Source organism: Spirosoma luteolum (assembly GCF_054778875.1).
Genome location: NZ_BAAGZE010000023.1, coordinates 97,582 through 119,353 on the forward strand (window position 1 = coordinate 97,582; position 21,772 = coordinate 119,353).

The 21,772-nt window shown below is 50.0% G+C and carries 17 protein-coding genes; 2 read left to right on the top strand and 15 right to left on the bottom strand.

What is annotated here, in order from left to right; genetic code table 11:
* Positions 1 to 93: 93 nt before the first annotated feature.
* The 4 genes from ACYVAC_RS20740 to ACYVAC_RS20755 all read right to left on the bottom strand — a co-directional run bounded on the left by ACYVAC_RS20740 (position 94) and on the right by ACYVAC_RS20755 (position 5,583).
* Positions 94 to 1,632, bottom strand: a complete 1,539-nt coding sequence (locus tag ACYVAC_RS20740; RefSeq protein WP_461099716.1) for a capsule assembly Wzi family protein — start codon at positions 1,630 to 1,632, stop codon at positions 94 to 96.
* Positions 1,633 to 1,680: 48 nt separating this feature from the next.
* Positions 1,681 to 3,060: a sugar transferase gene (locus tag ACYVAC_RS20745; RefSeq protein ID WP_461099717.1), complete on the bottom strand. Its 1,380-nt coding sequence runs from the start codon at positions 3,058 to 3,060 to the stop codon at positions 1,681 to 1,683.
* Positions 3,061 to 3,356: 296 nt separating this feature from the next.
* Positions 3,357 to 3,890, bottom strand: a complete 534-nt coding sequence (locus ACYVAC_RS20750) for a T9SS type A sorting domain-containing protein (protein WP_461099718.1) — start codon at positions 3,888 to 3,890, stop codon at positions 3,357 to 3,359.
* Position 3,891: 1 nt separating this feature from the next.
* Complete coding sequence (locus ACYVAC_RS20755; protein WP_461099719.1) at positions 3,892 to 5,583, bottom strand: beta strand repeat-containing protein; 1,692 nt, start codon at positions 5,581 to 5,583, stop codon at positions 3,892 to 3,894.
* Between the two features lie 271 nt (positions 5,584 to 5,854).
* On the opposite strand from ACYVAC_RS20755, the gene ACYVAC_RS20760 reads away from it, so the two are divergent.
* Both ACYVAC_RS20760 and ACYVAC_RS20765 read left to right on the top strand, forming a co-directional pair.
* Positions 5,855 to 7,666, top strand: coding sequence for a hypothetical protein (locus ACYVAC_RS20760; RefSeq protein WP_461099720.1), 1,812 nt, complete (start codon positions 5,855 to 5,857; stop codon positions 7,664 to 7,666).
* A gap of 31 nt (positions 7,667 to 7,697) precedes the next feature.
* On the top strand, positions 7,698 to 9,323 hold the full coding sequence (locus ACYVAC_RS20765) for a glycosyl hydrolase family 28-related protein (protein ID WP_461099721.1): 1,626 nt from the start codon (positions 7,698 to 7,700) through the stop codon (positions 9,321 to 9,323).
* On the opposite strand, the gene ACYVAC_RS20770 is transcribed toward ACYVAC_RS20765, so the two are convergent.
* From ACYVAC_RS20770 to ACYVAC_RS20820, 11 genes are all read right to left on the bottom strand, one after another.
* Complete coding sequence (locus ACYVAC_RS20770) at positions 9,310 to 10,233, bottom strand: glycosyltransferase family 2 protein (RefSeq protein WP_461099722.1); 924 nt, start codon at positions 10,231 to 10,233, stop codon at positions 9,310 to 9,312. The two genes, ACYVAC_RS20765 and ACYVAC_RS20770, sit on opposite strands and share 14 nt — an antisense overlap.
* Positions 10,234 to 10,236: 3 nt before the next feature.
* The gene (locus ACYVAC_RS20775) at positions 10,237 to 10,935 is read right to left on the bottom strand and encodes a glycosyltransferase family 2 protein (RefSeq protein ID WP_461099723.1); all 699 of its coding nucleotides are present in this window, start codon (positions 10,933 to 10,935) and stop codon (positions 10,237 to 10,239) included.
* 25 nt (positions 10,936 to 10,960) lie between these two features.
* Entirely contained in the window at positions 10,961 to 12,268 is a 1,308-nt protein-coding gene (locus ACYVAC_RS20780; RefSeq protein WP_461099724.1) for an O-antigen polymerase, read from the bottom strand.
* Between the two features lie 16 nt (positions 12,269 to 12,284).
* Complete coding sequence (locus ACYVAC_RS20785; RefSeq protein ID WP_461099725.1) at positions 12,285 to 13,172, bottom strand: glycosyltransferase; 888 nt, start codon at positions 13,170 to 13,172, stop codon at positions 12,285 to 12,287.
* A gap of 23 nt (positions 13,173 to 13,195) precedes the next feature.
* The gene (locus ACYVAC_RS20790) at positions 13,196 to 13,930 is read right to left on the bottom strand and encodes a glycosyltransferase family 2 protein (RefSeq protein WP_461099726.1); all 735 of its coding nucleotides are present in this window, start codon (positions 13,928 to 13,930) and stop codon (positions 13,196 to 13,198) included.
* 23 nt (positions 13,931 to 13,953) lie between these two features.
* Positions 13,954 to 15,054 (bottom strand): glycosyltransferase family 4 protein, encoded by a 1,101-nt coding sequence (locus ACYVAC_RS20795; RefSeq protein WP_461099727.1) that lies wholly within the window; start codon positions 15,052 to 15,054, stop codon positions 13,954 to 13,956.
* 31 nt (positions 15,055 to 15,085) lie between these two features.
* Entirely contained in the window at positions 15,086 to 15,898 is an 813-nt protein-coding gene (locus ACYVAC_RS20800) for a class I SAM-dependent methyltransferase (protein WP_461099729.1), read from the bottom strand.
* A complete protein-coding gene (locus tag ACYVAC_RS20805) occupies positions 15,886 to 17,166 on the bottom strand; it encodes a lipopolysaccharide biosynthesis protein (protein ID WP_461099730.1) in 1,281 nt (426 codons plus the stop codon). The genes ACYVAC_RS20800 and ACYVAC_RS20805 overlap by 13 nt, the downstream gene beginning before the upstream one ends.
* Positions 17,167 to 17,254: 88 nt before the next feature.
* On the bottom strand, positions 17,255 to 18,220 hold the full coding sequence (locus ACYVAC_RS20810; RefSeq protein WP_461099732.1) for a GDP-mannose 4,6-dehydratase: 966 nt from the start codon (positions 18,218 to 18,220) through the stop codon (positions 17,255 to 17,257).
* Positions 18,217 to 19,311: a GNVR domain-containing protein gene (locus tag ACYVAC_RS20815; protein ID WP_461099733.1), complete on the bottom strand. Its 1,095-nt coding sequence runs from the start codon at positions 19,309 to 19,311 to the stop codon at positions 18,217 to 18,219. The genes ACYVAC_RS20810 and ACYVAC_RS20815 overlap by 4 nt, the downstream gene beginning before the upstream one ends.
* Positions 19,312 to 19,313: 2 nt before the next feature.
* Positions 19,314 to 21,731 carry an SLBB domain-containing protein gene (locus ACYVAC_RS20820; RefSeq protein ID WP_461099734.1) on the bottom strand — a complete coding sequence of 806 codons (2,418 nt, stop codon included), beginning with the start codon at positions 21,729 to 21,731 and terminating at the stop codon, positions 19,314 to 19,316.
* Between the last annotated feature and the right edge of the window lie 41 nt (positions 21,732 to 21,772).

A 21,772-nucleotide genomic window follows, 5' to 3' on the forward strand; every position in this document is an offset into this window, starting at 1 on the left:
TTGTAAAATTAGAACGGCCGGTTCTTTTCCAGCGCATATCGGCCGGCAACATTTCTTTATTTCGAACCAGCGGTCTTGCTATATGACCACTGGTTACTGCGTCGACAAACGGCCAGCCGCTTTAGTATCAGTACCTTTACCCCTTAACACCCCGCTTTTGCGAAGGCTCACGTAGCCACCTACACTTTTGGGCAACAGTGAGCCCGCATCAACGGCCAGTGACCCACTCAGCACGGTTCCGCCAAACAGCCCGACGGGTAGCGCTGCTGTAAGCATACCCGATACTTGCCGGGGCATCGCCAGATAAGGCATGGGATATGTTCCGGCGTTTACGCTATACGACAGCCGGGCTGTCAGATCGAGTTTGTTGTAGACAAGCGCCCGTATGGCCAGATGAACTGCGCTCACGCGGTTATTCACAATACCGAAATCACGGGTTTTTAAGTCGGACTGTACTTCATTGGCCGGCGTCAGAAACGGATTTCCCAATGAACGGCCAAAATACGTCCAGCCATCGATAAACTGCGCGTGGTTGAAATAGTCGTCGCGGCCCCGCCGTTTGGGGTCTTCGATCACAAATTCAGGCCCGCCCTGACTTCCCGTAAACAGGTATTCGAGCGTTACCTGCCGTACCGAAAACAACGACCCCGATGGCTGGCTTCTGTTCTTGAGCCGCAATCCATTGAGTCCGTCCTGAATATTGGTCAGGTAGAAGAGCGACCCATCGTCGTAGGGAAACTGCCGGTAGATGAATGCGTTCCAGTTGCCCAGGTTCACATCGGCCGCAAAGTCGACCGAACCCAGATGATTGCCGATCCGATTGTCTTCAAACGAGGTTACATTCCTGTCATCGGCATCAAATAATCCCCGTTCGCCAATGACCACGGCCGGGTAGTACCGAATGGCCGAGGGCAGCTTTCCATCTACCGATACCAGGGGCGATAACACATTGGGACCTGCCTGCCCGGCCCAGATGACCTGGTGGTTAAAGCCACCATAAACCCGAACCCGGGCGTCTGCCTTACCCAACCGGGCGTAGAATTGAAACTGATGCAGATAAGAGCCCTTTACATACCGATCGCGGTTCTCAAACCAGCCGTGCGAATAGGTGCTCAGAACGGATACAAACCCTTTTGTGAAGCCAATGGGTGTAAACGTCGGTAACCCAATCTGCACCTTGGGTATGGGCAATGCATTCCCTGACCAGGCGTAGGCTCCCATGGTCAACGTTGTATCTACCAGACCGACCAGTTCGCGCCGACGGCCAACGTAGAGTTCAAAGACACCCAGACGGCCCTTTACGTACGCTTCCGGAATAAGAAACTGAGAATTTGTGCCGGCATTGGCAACAACGTTGAGGCCATAGCCCCAATCGGTTTTCCGGCGACTGACGGTCGTATCAGTAGGGCGGTAGTCAGACCAGATTCCTCCCGATAGTCGGAGCGATGAGGGCTGAAGTGGAACGATCCCGTACTGATTGGCGCGTAACCAGAACGGTGTCTGGTCAGAAGCGGCCAGTACGCCCGTTTCGGCCGCGTACTGGGTCTGGCGGGCAGCGGGCTGGCCAAAGGAGACAAACTGCGTGATGGCGAACAGGAGTCCTGTCCAGACGACACATGTAGAAAATCGCATAACGTTGCCTATAGCGAGTGCCGGACACGACAGCGGTACGAACGCCAGCTATTTACCACGTCCCTGCACCATCACACGTACGGTTTGCATGATGATCCACATATCGTAGAAGAAGGATCGACGCTCGGTATAAAGCAGATCGTAGCTCAAGCGCTGCACCATCTCCTCAATACTGGCTGCGTATCCGAACTCAACCTGCCCGATTGATGTAATGCCGGGCTTCACTTTCAACAAATTCCTGTACTCTGGCGCCACTTCGATAATTTGATCGATAAAGAACTGACGCTCTGGCCGGGGCCCAACTACCGACATGTCGCCCTTCAGCACATTGAAGAACTGTGGCAGTTCATCCAGGCGGGTTTGCCGCATAAATCGCCCCCAGGGGGTAATCCGGTTGTCGCGGGCCCCCGCCGACAGCGACGGACCGGCCGCTTCGGCATTGGTGTACATACTCCGAAACTTGTAGATCGTAAACGGCTTACCATCCTGCCCGATGCGTTCCTGTGCATACAGCATGGGCCCTTTCGAGGTACACTTCGTAATGAGTCCTACCAGCAGCAGCAACGGTGATCCAAGCCCGATGGCTACCAGCGAGAAAATAATATCGAACCCGCGCTTCAGGACATTGACCTGAAAATCGGTCAGCATCTGCGAGGATACGTTAAGTACCGGCAGAAAATCGTGATACTCAACCGACGCGCCCCGCGCCAGAAAACCCCGGAAGTCGATGAGCAGTTTAACCTGGTAATTGGCGGTTTCGGCTACATCGACGATACTGCGTAGCCGCTCGTTATCGATGTAGGGCATACAGCAATATACGCAGTCGATTTCGCTTTTCTGTATGTGATACGGCAGGTCGTCATACGAACCCAGCAACTGCCCCCGATTTTCCGGGTTGGGTTCGTCGAAATAGCCACAGAACTGAAAACCCATTTCGGGATGGGCATCGTAAAAACTACGAATGGTTGTGGCCAGTTTCCCATACCCAACGACCGCATAACGTCGGTTATTATACCCTCGCGCGCGATATTCCCGCAAAAACAGTAGCCCCCCAATCCGAAACAGGGAGGCCATAATGATAAACAGAACGTACGTAATCAGCAGCTGTTCCCTGGAGTAATAGTAGCCTTTGACAGCGATCCAGAAGACGGCTACGATAGCCGTATGAACGGCAGTAAGAACAAGCAGTTTGCGTAAGAGATGGTCGAGTTTAAACAGCTGCCTTGGAAAAATGTATGGTTTGGCAACAATGATCTCGATAAGCCAGATCAGATTAAAAGCAATCCAGAGTGAATCGTACGGGAAACGGGTCACCGGCTCAACCACGCCGAATTTAATCCAGTAGGCACCCACGAAAGCAGCATTCAGACTTAAAAAGTCGACGATGATGTGGAGTGGAAAGAAGAGTATGGAATAGCGATGCCTCATGATTAACTCATTAAGCGTACAGAATGATCAGGCCAGGAGAAAAACAGCGAAAGAGAGACGCATGTCGATTCACATCACCCTGTTTTATCTTTAAATTATCCTACGGTACGGCTGTTATTCATTGCAAATTACAACTTAAATCCAACTTTACCCTTTAACTTATCCAGCGGTTTATATAAGCGGCCACCGCAATGCGACCAAAGATCTATTGACCACGTTTACCTATAAATTAAGTTCTGTTCCACAAAAAACGCTCCCTGTGTTTGCAGGGAGCGTTTTTTATTAAGGAAACTAACTTATTTCTTGACAAGACGACTGCTGGTTCGTTGCTGATTCGACTCCAGAACGGGCACATAAATCCCCGCAGAAACAGACTCGGCTTTCCACTCGATCTGATACTTACCGGCTTTCTGGTCCTGTGCGTCCACCAGTTGACGAATAGGTTTACCCTGTGCGTCCATAATCCAGAGATTTACTTTGCCATCGGCCGGCAGATAGTACTCAATCAGGGTTGTCTGCTCGAATGGGTTCGGGTAGGCAGCCAGTTGAAGCGGTGTTTCATTCTCGGCGGCAACCGGTTTTATAAAGGCCGAGAAGGTACTACCTGTCTGCGCTTCGAAGCCAGGCAGCAAGGATACGGAGCGACCAGCCTGATAGTCGACCGCAGTTGAGGCCTGGATGGTGTTCACCGCTTCGATAAAGGCTACAGCCTGTTCCAGATGCCGGGTACCCTGCTCGTAGCTGATTTGAATCCGAACCGACTGACGCGGTGACTGGGCGTGGGCGGCCCACGCCGACAGGCAGGCCACTACTAAGATGATTCCGCGCATATTAATTACGTTTTGCCGTTTTGATCCGGTTTACGCGTTGCTCAAGCGCGCGGCTTTTCTTTTTCAACAGCTCGTTCTCTTTTTTGAGATCGATAACGTAGAGCGTTAGCTCCTCTACCTTTTCCAGCAGTTTAGCCTGCATCTGGCCCACGTCGACGCCTTCATTGACAACTTCCTGGGCTGATGGCACACCCGGCAGGTGTTTCTCACGATTGATAAACGTTTCAACTTCGGCCAGTTTACGCAGGTGATAACCGGCTTCAAACACACGGTCCGACCAGTCGTTGGTGCTTTTGACGGCTACTTTCACTTTTTCTGTCAGGATACCATCGGCTACAAACAGTCGATAGCCAGCCGGCGTTTTGCTTACCCCCGGGCCAATCACAACGCCACCGCTATTGGTATTGGCAATGTTATCGCCATTAACTGACCACATGCCAGCCGTTTCGTCGACACCCACGCGTCCCGAACCACTGGCACTACCCAGCACCACATCGCCATTGGCATCGACGGTCAGGTACTTGGTAGCTGTGATCGTAACCGGGCTGCTCGATTTCAGATTCGTCAGACGCAGGCCCGATGTGTTGGCCGTGTTGCTAACCACTTCCAGTTTGTTGGCAGGTGCCGATGTACCAATACCAACATTGGCGCCTGCACCCAACACAATGCTATTGCTGGCATTGACAATTGCATTGGCCCCCAGAGCAACAGCATTGGTTACGTTGGTTGGGTTTGCATTACCTGCTTTCGCACCGTACCCAATGAAGACGTTGTCAGATCCAGTCTGGTTGTTCAGACCAGCATAACGACCAATATTGGTATTACGCTGCCCTGTTGTATTGTGCAGACCGGCTCCATCACCAATGGCCGTATTTCCGTCCCCCCCCGTTGTTGCGCTACCTGCACTATTACCCATGAAAAGGTTATAGCTACCAGTTCTGTTGTTTATACCAGCTTGCTGACCCAGAAAAAGGTTACCCAAACCAGTCGTGTTATTTAACCCCGCCGATAGTCCGACAAACACGTTGAAGCTACCCGACTGGTTATTACGTCCTGCGTCATAGCCAATAAAAGTGTTAGAGCTGCCTGTGTTGTTCAGACCTGTATTGGCCCCTACATAGGTGTTTTGCGTGGATCCGGCATTTGATGCGCCGGAAAGTGAACCTACAAAAGTGTTGCCGCTACCAGTTGTATTGCCGCTGCCAGCGTCAGACCCCAGAAATGTGTTATCACTACCCTGTGCATTCGAATAGCCAGATCCGCTGCCAAAAAATGCATTGTTATTACCCTGTGCATTGAAATAGCCCGACCGGTAACCGGTGAAAACGTTATTGTACCCAGCCGTGTTGGTGTATCCCGCTGTATTACCCAGAAAGGTGTTGTTATTACCCTGGTTATTGCTGAAACCAGCACTGAACCCCACAAATGAGTTTCCCTGACCAGACGAATTTTGATTGCCAGCCGAAGCACCTAAAAACACGTTTTGGGTGCCAGCCATATTCTGTGTGCCTGTACCACGACCAATGAACAGGTTACTGGCCCCACTCATATTGAGATTTCCGGCACCAACGCCAACCAGCGTATTATCGGCGCCGGGAGAAGCCGAAGCAGGTGCTGTGGACACGTAGTTGGTTTGAGCGGTTGCGTAGGAACAAACAAGGCTAACTGTCAGTGCCGATAGTAGTCGATTCATAATCATCTATTTGGTCTCAAAAGTATCGTAAAAGTGCCGATTCGAAAATTAAATTTATACTGGCAGTGTGCATTGTTCGTGCCAACGTACAGAAACTATTCCCATGAAATCTATATGGCTGGCGAACGACAATAAGCGCCCCCGCCCCACAAACCAGATACACCATGCAACGGTCTTTCTGGAAACTCAAAAACGACCGGTTCCTAAAAATACGCTAAAACATAAAGCCGCCGGATTAACTTACTCATGACACAACCCATTTCGGCACAGAATGAGGCTAATCATCGTAAGTATGTTAGCCAGTGGCCTGCTTCTGCCACTGGTCTTTCCAATGCCTGACTCGTCGCGACCCGCCAAGGCGTTCGTGCAGGCAGAAACGGGGTCTCCAATTGTGCCCCCCATCAGTGCCGGCTGGGTAGCTACCGATGGCGCCGGTCGTCCCCTGCCCACTTATCCTGCTACGGGTAAATTTAAACGCAACCGGTACGTGGGTATCTTTTATTTTCTGACTCACGGTCAATATAACGACAAAGGGGTATATGATATATCAGCCCTGACGCGGGCTAACCCAACAAACCCCAGGTACGGTCCGGAAACAGCCTGGCACTGGTGGGGCGAGCCGGAAGTAGGCTACTTCAAAGCCGACGACCCATGGGTGATCCGGCGAAACCTGCAGATGTTAACGCTGGCCGGCATCGATATCCTTTTCCTGGATGTTACTAACGGCGATACCTACCTGAGCACAGTAAAGAAGCTCTGCTCAATTTCGAGCGATATGCGCCAGAAAGGTATACCTACTCCCTACATCTGCTTCGTCACCTACACTAAAAGCCCACAGACCGTTACAACACTGTATGAGCAGTTCTACGCTCAAAACCTATACAGTGACTTGTGGTTTCGCTGGCAGGGCAAACCGCTTATGCTGGGTAAAGAAGCAGAAATGACGAACCCGGCCATCCGCGACTTTTTTACATGGCGATACAGCTGGGCCTGGACCAACACTCAGAATGAGCCTCACCACTGGCAGTGGCTCGATCGTACCCCCCAGCACTACGGATGGGACAAGAATCCGGCGGTTCCGGAAGAGATCCCGGTGGCTGTAGCCAGCCATCCATTCGATAACAGTATTGGTAAAAGTTACCGACCTGGTCGTTCATTGGCGCTCAATAGGCAGGGTACTACTTCGCAGACACAGCAAGGCGTATATTTTGCCGAGCAGTGGAAACGCGCCCTTAGTGTAGACCCAGCTGTTGTTTTTGTTGCCGGCTGGAATGAGTGGACTGCTCAACGGTATGTAAACCGTCCCGATCCGTCTGCCCGCACCAAAGCCTACAACTACATGGGTAAACCATTGAAAGTAGGGCAAACGTATTTTATCGACTTGTATAACCAAGAGTTCAACCGGGATATTGACCCCATGAAAGGAGGTTATACTGACAACTACTATTACCAGCTGGTTGCCAACGTACGGCGTTTCAAAGGACTACCCGCGACTGAGGTCGCTACCTCTGCCAGAACCATTGCCATAGATGGAAAATTTGAGGAATGGTCGCCGGTAAAGCCTAAATTCAGCGACCCGGCCGGCGATGTCATGCATCGTAACTGGCCCCGGGCCGACAGCAAAATGAATTATATCAATAACACAGGAAGAAATGACATAGTTGATGCTAAAGTGACTTACGACAGTAGAAACGTATATTTCTATGCCAAGACAGCCCAGCCACTAACCCCGTCAAGAGGGAAAAACTGGATGCTTTTGTTTATCGATACCGACCAATCTGACAGAACGGGCTGGAATGGCTATGATATTCTCGTTAATTACACCGTGAAAGGTAATCAGTCTGTAATAACCCGGTGGAGTGGCTCCAAGTGGGTCAGTGCAGGTACAGCTCAACTCCGCTACACGGGTAACGAACTGGAACTGAGTGTTCCACTCACACTGGTCAGAAAATCGGGAAAGGGTGTACATATAGATTTCCACTGGGCAGATAATATTCAGCATCTAAACAGCATAACCGAATTTTTCCTGAACGGAGACAGTGCTCCAGACCGCCGGTTTCAATATCGTTTCACAAGTCAGTAATCCCTCACTTATTTCCCCCGTATAAAGTACTATGATTAACGTAAAAGATGCTCAGTTTGGCGCAGTTGGCGATGGATTCACCGACGATCGGGCTGCTATCCAACGCGCCGTAGACTACGCTAAAAACCTGAGCATTTCGGGTGGAACAAGCGCGAAATATCGCGTTACCATTTTTTTTCCTGCTGGTTACTATTACATCGCCGGTCCAATCAACCTCACCAACACCAACGGCTTATGGATGGCAGGCGATGGTGGACCGTACCTGAACACTATTATCATCGGCAACACAGGTGGTGTAATGTTTGACTTTAGTGGCTCCTCGCTTTCTGGCTGCGAAAACTTTACATTCGTCACCTCAGACCGGGGAAACCGCTCTACAATTGGCGTGCTGTTCGCACTGACCAGCAATGGGGGGCTCAACTGTGGCATCCGTAAGTGTTATTTCGAGATGATTGACCAGCCCGCTGCCAATGGCGGTTTTGGATCAATTGGGCTGCTCAACGTACGGAGTGAAGAGTTCTATATCCACGAATGCACGATCCGGGCCAATACGCCACTTATCATGAGTTACGCGGCCAGCCTTGGCGCTACGGGTACCAACTTCACCGTTACCAGTCCCTTTCAGACACTGGCTGCCGGAACCGGCTCTATGGGGGTCACCAGTATTAACGGCACTTCCCTTCAGGGCTACGAGAAACGTCAGCCTGCCATGGTTTTACTAGGGACTAACAGCCTGAATTTTCACGGTTACTTAGGACGACTTTCGGCGGCAAATGGCACTAACGAAACCGCTATTTTGTGTGTCAACTACACGACAAACCTGAAAATACACGCTACCGTTGAATCTTACTCACGGGTGTTGCGGGTGCTGAACGCTGGTTTTGAAGGTAACGATTTTGATATTGTCTCAGCAAACGTAACAACGCCTGCAACGGAATTGGTCGATCTGTCTGGCTCAATTGCAAAAGGGTTCAATCTGCGGGTCACGCTCCCGGTAGTTGCCGAACGTAACAATCGGTATATCGTATATCATGCTCCGGCCAGCGATCCGAATCAGCAGGCCGCTGGATCGCTGATCAATGGCCAGATCACCTGTTACGATATTCCGAGCAATCAGTATATCATTTCGCCTAACCTGCTCAAAAAATCTGCTAACGTTACGTTTAACGTATTGCAGCCTTTTGAAAAAAAAGGTGGACGCCTGCGTCAGCTTTCCAACCAGTTCATCGGAGCGGGCAGCAACGGGGCAATCACAGCTGCCAACGCCGTGCAATTTACACAAGCTGACAATACGGCCTCACCAAACGGCCGGGGCGGCTATTACAGAGTCTGGCTCGACGGTGTAATAAAGGCCGGGAGTTATGGCTCTGGCGGGAGTGCTGTATTAGCCTTTCAGGCCCAGGTACTAATTAATCAGAACAACGTTGGTACTCAGGATTCACCGTCGGCGACGGTTATCATACTGGATAAAAGTGCAACCAACCCGGCTTACCTTGACATTGCCGGTGTGCTGGTCAGTATCTCGTTTGCCAATCGAATAGGCACAGTCACTGTTACTCCCCGTGTAATGGGAAGTGGATCCGGCGAGTCGGTTACGTATAGTGGTACAGCGGAACTCTTGAGCGATTTTTTGGTAAACGACCCTATTTTGCTGTAGGCAGTTGCGACCAGAACCGGGCATGCATGCTCATCCGGCGTTTTGTACTGGCCGAAAAACGATCGTGCATACGGCCCAGCCGGTAGCCGATATATTTGGCTCCGGTACGAAGAAGTTGAGTCGGAATCATGATCGTAGCATCCTGCTTGACCAAATAACGCCACTCGTCTACTACGTACCGGAATCCTTCTGATTCCGCCCGCTGAAAATCCTTCAGTAAATTCCGCTGTTGCTGGTGGAAGGCACCAATGTCGAAGTAGCGCTTGAACTCTTCGGTTAACGTATAGTTGTGAGAATGCAAAACCTGCGCTTCGGCGCAGTAAGCCAGGGGGCGGCCTGCTTTGATCAGGCGGGCCGCTACCACCACGTCTTCACCCAGCACAGTGTCCGTAGGAAAGCCCCCTACTGCCAGCAACGCCGATTTTTTGTAAGCTGCGAATGAGTTGGAACAGTGACAGGTTCGAATACCCAGCCTTGGAATGTCGTCGATCGATTTGATATCACTCTGCGACGGGTAATTGGTCAACCGTGCATAGATGCTCATCAGATCGGCGCCCGGGTAAGGTAATTGACGGCCGTAGGCCATACCAATATCGGGTCGGCTATTCATCATATCAACTAGTACCTGCAGTGTCTTTTCACTGGTAGGCAGGGCATCCTGAGTCAACATGACAACGTTTTCATACTCACACAGACTAACGCCAAGATTACGGGTTCCGCCGTGGTTGAATGTTGCCGTCGGAATCGAGACAAACGGAATCTTTCGGGACTTTAGCCATTCGGGAGTGCCGTCGGTCGATTGTGAGTCGATGATGATTAGTTGATACGCAACGGTTTGTTCAGCAAGCTTATCGATCAGCGCAGGCAGGTAAGCAACTGCATTGTATGTAGGTATTACAACAGAGATCATTTTTCAGGATTTGCGGGGCGATGTGAGTAGCCTTGGTATCAGGTTTGTGATCAGCAGCAACCTGTTGATGATCTGCTTATGTAATCCATAGCCAGCCTCACCGGTTGGTGAAGCATTGTTTCCATGACGCACGTAGTTGATCATTGGTTCAGTCAGGAACGCGACGTTTCCTTTAGCTTCAACCAGCAGGCCAATCCACCAGTCGTGCATGTGAATGTGTGCTGGAAAAGGCAGTGCATAGGCTAGAACGTCACGCCGAAATGCCATGCAGCAGCCTACGTATGAGTTCTTCAACAGGTTCTTTATGAAGCCCGGCCTACTACCCCGATGTACGAAAAACGAAGGCCAGATGACCGTCCCATGCTGATCGACCACCCGACAGTTTGTTAGTACCAGATCAGCCGTATGCAATGCCTTTTGCACTGAAGTCAATTTTCCCGGTAACCACTCATCATCCTGATCGGCCAGCACTATATATTGACCCGATGCTTGTCTCAACGCATTTTCAAAGTTTCCGACCGGTCCTCTTCTGCCCTCATTTTTAAAAATCCGAATCCGGCTGTCTGCAAAACTGCCAACAACCGCTAAAGTCTTGTCGGTAGACCCATCATCCGATACAATAACTTCATCCTGGCTGCCAAGCTGTTCCAGAATAGACCTAAGCTGACGCCCGATGAATAGTTCACCATTGTACGTTGCCATACAAACACTAATAGAAATCATAACGCTATGTATGTAGTGGCGACCGTTTGCCTTTTCTTATTACCCAGGATAAACCCACCGATCGATTTATGTATAAACTAACCAGAATGTACACCGGCAACGAGAAAAAAATCATATCGAAAGTTTGCGTCACAGCTAGATTTACGTCGGTTAGCATACCCGTTACCAGCTGAAGAAAACTGGCTGCAAAGACGAAGAAGAAGGCATTCGATCTAACTATCGAAAAATAGTATACCCTCATCAGTGCGTAGACCAAGCCTACCACAAAACTGTATATGATCCCCCCCCAATACCCGAAATAAATCAATCCTTCAATGTAAAAAGGGGTATTTGGACCTACCGTAACATCGACAATTACACCGGGCGGACGTATGTTCTCGACCATGACATTACCCAGGGCTTCCTGATAGGGCTGAATGCGAAAAAAGCCTGTTATCGGGTTAATCAGTCTGACAAAATAATCCAGACTAGTAAAATTGGCGAAGTAATCGGCATTTTGGGGCGTGTAGAAATAGAGTACTACATCGCCACCGTACAGAAGCCGCCGGATAAATGCAACGAACGCTTCTGATGCACCATCATTTTCTTTGACAAGTACGGTAAACACGACGCCTAATACCGCTATCAGCGCAACAGGTGTATAGATCTTAAGTCGTTGTAACAGACGTCTTTTTTCCCAGAAAGCGGGATGATAAAATACGAGACCTGCCGCTATAACAATGCGCAGTAGAGACCCTTTGGACCCTTCGAGTGCAGTAAAGCCGGCCACAATCAGCAAAAAATAGAGGTATTTGCTTTTTGATTGTATCAAATACAAAAACAGAAATGAGGAACTTATAAAAATACCAACCCCCCAGTTTATTTTTCTGAAAATCCCAAACCCTCCCTGAAAATTGGCTACTTTAGATTCAGTCGGTGCATCCGAAAGAAGCGCAAACCCTTTTGTATAGGCTACGATAATGTTCGCTACGATGTAAATGCTGAGCAAAACATACGTAGTCCATTCGAGCGTCTTCTGGTCCGTAAAGCCGTATACAGTGTCGCCAGATAAACCATCAGCAGGAGCAAGTTTTTTATAGGCTACGTAGAAGCCCAGAATAAGAGCAGCCTGACAAGCAAAAAAATGCCAGATATCTTTTTCTTCAACAACCACTTCAATGACCAGAACACTAGCAAAACTGGTTGCCAGCACGAAAAGGAAAAGTGGGTCGATGACAGCGTAAATATATTTTCTGTACAGAAAATAGTAGCCCACCAGCAAACAAATTGCTAATGTGACTAGTGCTGGTATGGTAGTGAGGTCTATTTCCATAGTTGCGTCTCGAGGACTAGCGCTTCCCCAAGTTTCCCCGCAACCCGTCTCGTAGCGCTTCGGCAAGTAAGCCTATTCGTTGCGGGCGCTGGTCTTCAAGGAGAATCGATTTTATGACCTCTTTCAGGCTCAACCAGAGGATAACCGCACTCGATGCCGTCTGTTTAATGACGTATTGTCGGCTTACATAGAGCCCATTTCGCACCAGATAGTAGAGTCTTACAGGGTTATGCGACACAAAGGTAACTTTTACACCCAAGACTCTTCCCACCTTCTGCATACCCAGCCGGTGGTTTAGCCGAAGGCCCTGTACTTCCAGTACCTGATACCCCTGAGTAGCCAGCCTCAGTCCGTACTCATGATCTACATGATCGATAAACAGGGATTCTAGAAAAGGCCCAACTGCCCGATATCCCTGCAGGTTCAGTAAATTTCCGGATGTCATGGTAAACCGTACCGGCTTCGCCAGATAGGCCAGATCGGGTTCACGCTGATGTTGCACTGAGACGATTCCTACCCGTTCTGGATTGGGCTGAGCAAGCCATGCCTGGTATAGCCTTTCGACCAGTCCCTTAGGCGCCAGACTATCGTCATCCATTGTCAGCAAAAACGAAAAACCTTCTTCACAGGCTGCTATGCATGCTTTGTTCAGCGCATAAGCTACGCCCAGGTTACCCGCATTGGTGATATATCGAATGCTTTTCCTGGCGCTCAGGAACTGCCTAACGAGGTCGGGCAGTTCCTGGTCCGAATTATCAATTACATAAAGTCGTTCAACCTGGCCGATATAAGAATTGATATTGTCAATCACATCGACCGAGCTGTTGTAGAGGATAACAGCCCCTGCAATTGGTCGACGTTGCTGTTTGATTTCAGGAAAGCTAGGGTTGGATATAGTTGCCAAGTTGACGAGGAGCTATCTCTGTATCAGACCTGATGGCCGTACAGGTAATGGCGAATTTTTTTCTGCGTGTAATAAAGATTTAGCGCTAAGGTGATCAGCTTATTTTTAAAGGGGTTTTTTATGTAGCGCGCGCGAATCAAATTGGTTTCTTTTAGCGATTCATTCAGGTTAGAACTGGCACCACCCGTGGCACATATAGCAACCGTTATAGGTATATACTCTGCAGGAACACTGAATACATAAACACGCAAATTCAGTTCATAATCTGAAATTATTTTAAGGGTAGTATCATACTGAAATGTCTCAAATAGCGCTCGGTTATAAAAAGCACTCTGATGATGCACGGTATTCTGCGCAAGTGTACGACTGCCCAGCGATGACTTCATCAAATGGCCATTGTCGAACAGGGTATTCCCATAAATGAGTTGGTAAGGGGGCTTCAAATGCGGAATGATTGATTCGAGTGCGCCATCGGCGAGCCTGTCATCGGCCCCCAGAAAATAAACCCACTCACCATTGCAGCGATCGATGCCTTTATTCATAGCATCGTAAATACCCCTGTCAGGTTCGCTAATGTAGCCTGTTAGCTGACTGGCATACTGCCTTATCACGTCGAGCGTCCCATCCGTACTCCCTCCATCGATAAGCCAATACTCAACAGAATCATTCTTCTGACTTATAACGCTACGTAGTGTATGCTCTATTGTTGTGTGGGCATTGAAGACTACTGTGATTATAGATAGTATTGGCTTAGTCATACGCAGGCAAAAAAGTCACTAAGTCAAACCAATTGGTGATACAGGCTGATTGTACGTGTCACGGTATTTTTCCACGAAAACTGTTTCAGCCGTTCGAATCCTCGGCGCGTCAACTCTTCGCGCAGTACCTGATCCGTAATCAGCCGATCTACACATAAAGCCATCGATTCCGGTACAGCTGGATCAGCATACAAAGCCGCATCACCGGCCACCTCTGGCAGTGAACTTTGATTCGTCAGAACACAGGGACAGCCGCAGGCAAATGCTTCCAGAACAGGAATACCAAATCCCTCGTAAAGCGACGGAAAAATGAATCCGACAGCATGCTGGTACATCTTTTTAAGCTTTTCATCGTCGATTGGCTCCTGGCGTACCAGATTAGAAACCCCTTGCGCTTTTAAGAACTCCTGTTCTTCTTTTGAAAAGGCTCCTCCGCCCGCACAGACTAACTCAACATCATGCTTAATCAGAACTGCGCTGATGGCTACCATCATACCGGCAAAGTTCTTGTAACGCTCCCGTCGCCCAACATATAACAGGTAAGGCTTTTTTGATCCTTCAACTGGCACTTTTGTGGCAACCTCAAACGAACTTCCTAAATAAATTACCTCGATCTTGGCTGGGTCTACATGCAGGTATTCAACAATATCCTTTTTGGTACTCTCCGATATGGCAATGATACGATCTGCCCGCTCTGCAACGATTTTTTTGCGCGCGAACGTTACGCCGTTGTCATCAAGATCAGGAAACTGACTGGAAAACTTTTCCTGTATCATGTCAAGAAACGTGACGACAAACGGCTTTTTAGGCAGATAAGGTAGAAAATAAGGATCGTAATAGGTAGGGTGAAAAACGTCAAATTCTTTACTCTTCAGTTTAGCGACAGTGTAAAGCTGGTTGAGCCGGTACATGATCTGTACCTTTTTGTAAAAACCATATCGCCTGAGCGACAGGCCCGGAGCTATACCAGCCTCCGCCAGGTGGATATTGTCAGAAACAAGTAATGGCAGATACGCTTCGTTATCTTCCGTTTTGTTGATACCAGTTATCAGTTCCGTATAATATCTGGAAATGCCCCCGTACGCCTGTAATGAAAATGTCTGATAATCGAAAAAGGTACGCATGCTCTCCCTGACTACGTAAAAAAATATGGGGTTAGACTGTGACTTTAGTTTGAATGAAACCAAAGTCACGATCAAGCAAACTGCCCGTATTTCCCGATAAAAAATTATACACTGGGCTGATGCGTGGATGCGTTACCAATTTAAACAGGTTGTTTGGAATTTGCTTGCGGGTAAACAGGTGTATATTTTGCTCGTTCCAGTAATAATTCAGATCAAACTTTCGAGCCAGTTGCCGTAAGGACTCCCGGCTGTACAGGGCAATATGCTGTCCTGTCTCTGGCGTAAAATACCACCATGTCTCAGGCTTCACGTCGTTTGTGGGCTGAACCATAGTTGAGAAGAGGATAGTATCGCTGTACACCAGCATCTTCTTCACCTCTTCGACCGGATCGATCAAATGCTCCATCACTTCAAAAGCCGTGACCAGATCGGCCCTGAACGTTGACGTATCTTCTACATCAAACGATTCGGCAAACAAATTGGCGCAGTGAATATCCTGTCGGTAGTAGTCGAAGCCCCGATCACGCATCATCCGGGTGAACATACCATAACCACCACCGTAGTCTACAAACTTTCCTTTCCTGTCATACCAGCACTTAATAACCGATTGTACCAGTGGCGCCATCAGCTCATTACGCATGACCAGCCCAATGTCGAGTTTTGTAATGGCCGAGTTATAAGCCTCCGGGAGCCAGTATGGATCTTCGGTCAAAATGAACCCACACTGTTCGCAACGGTAATACTGAACGTCGTATTTACCGAGCACTTTTGCTTGGCAGTAAGGGCGGGCAGTTGCTGAGCAAATGGTACATTGCTTCTGTTGCGGTGGATTTATTTGTTCCATAATCCGTATGCTGTTCCATTAAGAATTTTCTTCGCCTGTAACCCACCTACTACTGAACCAATCGACAGCGACAGACTAGTCGCCAACATAACCCCTGCACTACCCAACTGTAGGTATTTACCAAATAATATAGCTAAAGGAATATTAAGAGCGGCCGATGCCAGCGAGTAATATAACTGCAACCGCACCTTCCCTACCCCATTTACAACAGCTACCGTCACATTATTCCAGCAACTGATTACCACAAACAGGCCTGTCGTTACACTCAGTAACTTAGGTACCACCACGCGATCGCTAACCCAGAACGCATATACGACGTCAGCCACCAGGATCATCACAACCACCAATATAACCAGCCCAAGCCAAAGTTTCTGCAAATGCCTATACGTCCTGTTCATCCAGCTCCGGTCATTCTTCACAAAGGCTTCGGTAAACGCTGACCAGTAAGGGGTGATAGCAATGATAAAAATGGTATTGATGGCGTTGAAATAACGAAACGCAACATTGTAAGTCGTTACTTCGCCAGGCCCAAACAGCTGCGTTATGACCAGGTTATCAGTATAAAACAGTACAATAACGGCCATCTGAATGACAAAGAACTTATAGCCCAATGACAGCAGATCGCGGATATATTGTTTGTTATAAAGAGCCAGAGCGGGCCTGTATTCCTGTAAGGGTCCTATATAGAGCACAACACTCGCCACCAGCAGCACCACTATGGGGCTGATAAACGTAACGATGGCCAGAAGCGACATATCGGTTTGCGTCAGTTTCGTCAGCGTATAGGTTCCTGCCAGAATCAGACTGTTCGAGACGAAGTTTATCAAACTAACTAATCCTGAACGTTGAAGCGCGAAAAGGACATAGGATAGGATATCCAGCACCAATTTTGCCGATATCGATACCATAGCAATCAAGACCACCCGCTGTAAATTTTCACTGTCGATTGTCGTATTCAGAATACGTTGCCACGGCACAAACTGGATACCCAGTATAAACAGGACAATAAATGCGGCCTGTAGCCAGCCAAAGGCTACATAAGCTGTGGTCACATACGATCGGGCGAGAACTTTATCGTCTCTCGAGACAGCCTCAGCCAGTTTATTGCGCAGTCCATTGCCGATACCAATATCGAAAAAAGTCAGCATGGTTACGATCGAGCTGATTGTCAGCCAGGTACCATACGTCTCCTTAGATAGGTAATCTATTGTCAGCGGAACCAGTATAAGCGATATAGCCATTCCCCCACCCTTCAGGAGCAGACTCAATAAAATATTGGTTTGGGCTTTTTTTGTTCGGGGGTGTAGGTTGATAAAACGTGTCCGCAAACTACCTAGATACCTATTTCTCATGCGATCACGTATTTGTCCACTTCCGTCTCTCATCAACCATTAGCCTGGCGACGTCTTCCATTTTATGCGCAGCCGACCAGCCTAGTATGGTCCTGGCTTTCGACGGATCAGCATGACCTTCAGCAATATCGGTGGGTCTGAAAAACGATGGATCGGTCCGGACGTGGTCGGTCCAGTTTAAGCCAACAGCACTAAATACAGCTTGTATGAAGTCGCTTAGCTTGCTGGTATGTCCGGTAGCAATGACAAAATCTTCGGGCTTGTCCTGCTGCAGCATCAGCCACATAGCCTCTACATAGTCGGGAGCCCAGCCCCAGTCGCGGGCAATATCGATATTACCCAGCGTGAGCATTTCGTTGCTGCCACTGGCGATCCGAATGGCCGTGGCTACAATTTTCTGAGTAACAAACCGTTCGGGACGCAACGGCGATTCGTGGTTGAACAGAATGCCCGTACTCGCCTGTATACTGTATGCTTCACGGTAGTTAGCTACCTGCCAGAACGCAGCAGCTTTGGCAACACCATACGGGCTACGCGGACGAAAGGGTGTATCTTCATTAGCGGCTGCGCTGCCTGTATCGCCAAAGCATTCGCTCGAACCGGCGTTGTAGAACCGGATGGGTTGTTCGCTGAACCGAATGGCCTCGAGCAGATTCAGGGTACCTCCGCTAATGCTCTCGAGCGTTTCGACCGGCTGTTCAAATGACAAACCAACTGAACTTTGCCCGGCCAGATTATAGATTTCGTCGGGCTGAACCCGCAGAATTGTCTGTAATGTGCTCCGGAAATCAGTTATGTTCAGTGATACCTTAATCACGGAATCCTGAATGTCGAGCCGGCGCAGGTTACCAAACGAGGCCATCTGGGCATCGCGTGACCCCCCATACACTTCGTAGCCTTTGTCGACCAGCAGTTTGGCCAGATACGCACCGTCTTGGCCCGATACGCCACAAATCAATGCCTTCTTCATAGTGTTGCCCGAAGCTTACGGCTCCGCAGGTAGTAAATCAGTGAAACAGACACGCCGGCCAGCGCGCCCAGAACAAGGCCGACCAGCATCATAACAGTCCGTTTCGGGCCGCTTTTCAACAACGGTATGGTTGCCGGCTCAAGCACTTTGAACACAGGCGTTTCTTCCTGGACTTTGATTCGGGACTGTTCAAGCTGTTTCGACAGATCGTTGTATACCGACTGCGTCAGCAGGTAATCGGCCTGTAGCCGCTGTTCATCTATTTTAGCCGTATTGAGATACAAACTGCGATTTTGGTCGCGGTATGCCGACAAAGCAAGCTCGGCAGCCTGATACCGCTTTTTTGCCTCGCCAACCTGTCGATTTAGAAAAGCCACCTGACCCCGTGCTTTCTCGGTACGATAGGCTGTCACGTAGTTTGTCAGGTACTCCAGCGACAGTCGGGCAACCGTTGCCGCTACCACCGGATCTTCCTGTGTAACCGTTATGGTTAGCACGCCGGTTTTTTTATCATAAACCCCACTAACATCGGTTGTGAGTTTTTTTACGAGCTCGCTGTCTTCTTTTGTGAGCTGAATGGCTTTGCTAAAATTGGCCGGATCAGATATGTCTTGACCATTACTACCTCCCGAAAACAAACCCGAGAATGATTTGAGTAGCCCCCCCGATGCATTTGCTTCCATGAATTGCCGCAGTGAGACGGTAGCTTTGGTCTTCTTTACATACACGGGTCGTTTTAGCAGGTCGAGCGCAAAAGGCACACTCTGTAATACCCGTGGATACAGATCGGGCCGCACGGCGTCTGTACCACTTACATTGTCCAGACTGATACCAGCCAATCCGGCTATTGACCCAAGTCCACTCAGACTCCCACCCGACTTGGCTGCAATTTCAGGCATCACCGTCACTTCCGACGTGTACAGATTCGGCTTTGAAAACGCGTAGGCAATACCCAGCCCCAGCCCGAGGAGCGCCCCAATCAGTGCCCGACGGCGACTGATACGAAGAAATTGAATGATATCGCTCAGCCGAATCTCGATTTCGTGCGATTCGTACTGGTCTTTCATCGATGTATCCTGTAATGTAGGCATACTTATTTCCTTAGGTTCACGATGATCGACGTGGCCGTTGCCGCCAGTGTACCAATCAGCGACAGAATACCAATGCGTTCGACTGGGCTCAGGCGGGTGTTGTCCAGCGGTCGGAAAGGAACAACGACGGTCGAGCCAGGCTCGACTTTCGGCCGCATCGGAATCCAGATAAAGTGGCGGGTTCGGTCTTTGCGGCCGTTAGGATATACTACGTACGCTTTTGACTTTCGTGCGTTATCGGTGTAACCGCCTGCCTGCGACAGATAATCCTTAAAACTGTATTCGTCCTTGTAGCTCACCGACGATGGATTCAGCACAGCCCCCTGAATCGCTACCACTTCGGATTGGCGGGGTATAAACAGCGTATCGCCGTTGTTCAGGAGCAGATTTTCCTGGGCATTGGAGTCGGCCAGGATCGCCTGCAGGTTATTGCCAATGATCGCGCCGTTTCGCCGATACTGTGCGCCGGGCAGGTACGCTTCAGGGCGCAGGCCGCCCGCCCGACGGATCAGGTCGGTAATGCGCTCCTGCCGGCTGACGATCGCGTAGTTGCCTGGCTGCATGATTTCGCCGGTTACGTGTACCTGCCGCTGGGGTTCGTAGTTAGCCGAGGTACGTACGTAGATGATATCGAACGGCTGTAGCTTAAACCGTGCCGATGCCGAGTCGATTGGTTTTACCTGCAATGCCGGATCAATTGAAAAGCGGTAGTTCTCCAGCAACGTGGTCCGAATACCAGCTGAGTCACTTCGGATACGCCGGGCCACTTCGATCAGGTCTGGCTTCGCGCCCTCCTGAAAGCCGCCCGCCAGTGCGATCAGATCGGCCACCCCCATATTCGATACGTAATCAATCGTATCAGGTCGGTTGACGGCTCCTTCGATGGTCACATAGTAACGCTCCCGAAGATCCCGAATCGACAGTACAGTAAGACTGTCCTGCCGCATCAGCGGAATATCGGCGATTTCGCCCCGCATCAGTTTACCCAGATCGAAGGAGACCGTTTCCTTATCCATGTCCGACCGTTCGCGAATGATGACCGCCCGGTTGGTAAAGGCGTCTTTCCGCAACCCTTCGGCCCGGGCAATCAACTGCTTCACGGTTTCCAGACCGGGCTCCAGCGAGTAGTCGCCGGGGCGCATGACGGCGCCGGCCACCTGAATCCGATTTTCATACCGATTTAGAATCTGACCTATAGTATACCGATCACCACGTTGCGGTACAAAGCTCGCCAGCTGGTTTTCGTTGATTGTAATAATCTGCCGCTCGCGGGCCGTATTGCGCCGAAGTGTCAGTGAGGCCCGATACGCTTCGTCCGAAAAACCACCGGCAAAGCCCAGAACCGTTTTCAGTGTCTCGCCCGGCAGGACTTCGAAAATGGCGGGTCGACGTACCTCGCCCACAACGGTTACCCGCGTTTCGTAATCGGCCACCCGAATCACATCCTGATCCTGCAATCGTATGTTATCGCGCTGATCGGCACGGAGAATAAAATCGTAGAGGTCGATGGTGCGAACAACCCGGTTGCCGCGTATGACGCTGATTTTGCGGAACGAGCCTGTTTCGGGGTTTGGACCGCCCGCCAGATAGAGCGCGTTGAAGGCAGACCCGAGCGACGAGATCGTGTACGTACCAGGCCGTACCACTTCGCCAACGAGTGTGACCCGGATACTACGAATGTTTGTCAGTGCCACATTGGCGGTAGTGCCGCTGCCCGGCACACCCAGCCCCTGATAGCCAGCCTTACGCAACCGGGCAATGATACGTTGTTCAGCCTGCTCGATTGTCAAACCGGCCACATAGATCGGTTGTACGTTGGGCACCTTAACCGTTCCATCGGGCGATACCTTGAGCTGAAAATTATCGGAAGCCGCCCCCGACACGTCAATGCTGATTTCATCGTCGGGACCAACCACATAATTACGCGGGGTGGCAATGCGCAGGTTAGGTTCGAACGAAAGCGATGCATTTTCAAACAGCGACGCCCCGAATACGCGCAGAGCACGACTTGTATCCTGCCGGCGCAGCGGGCGTAGAGAATCGGCGCGTTGCGACAGATCATCGGGCAGGGTGCGGCTCATGGTCGTACCCGTGTTCGATGGGCCTGATGACCCCGTCTGGCTGCCGGGTCGGGAAGCCTGAGAGCGAATGGCCGTGATGCGTTTGCGCATTTTGGCAATATCATCAAGGGTGTAACCCTGCGACATGGCGGCCTGTTCGATCTGGAACTCGTTCAGCCCGCTGGCCTGCGCCCGGCGGTAGAATTCCTGTACCTGTTCATCAGATAACTGGTCAACCCGAGACTGGCTTTTTTGCTGCGCAGTTGCACTTCCCAGGGTCAGCAACGCTAAACAAACCAGCGAGGTGCAGAGCTGGCGGACAAAGAGTGAAGACTGTGACAATTTGTCGGTTATAAACATGAACGGCGGCTGTTGGGCCTAAAATTGATTCGCAAAAGTAA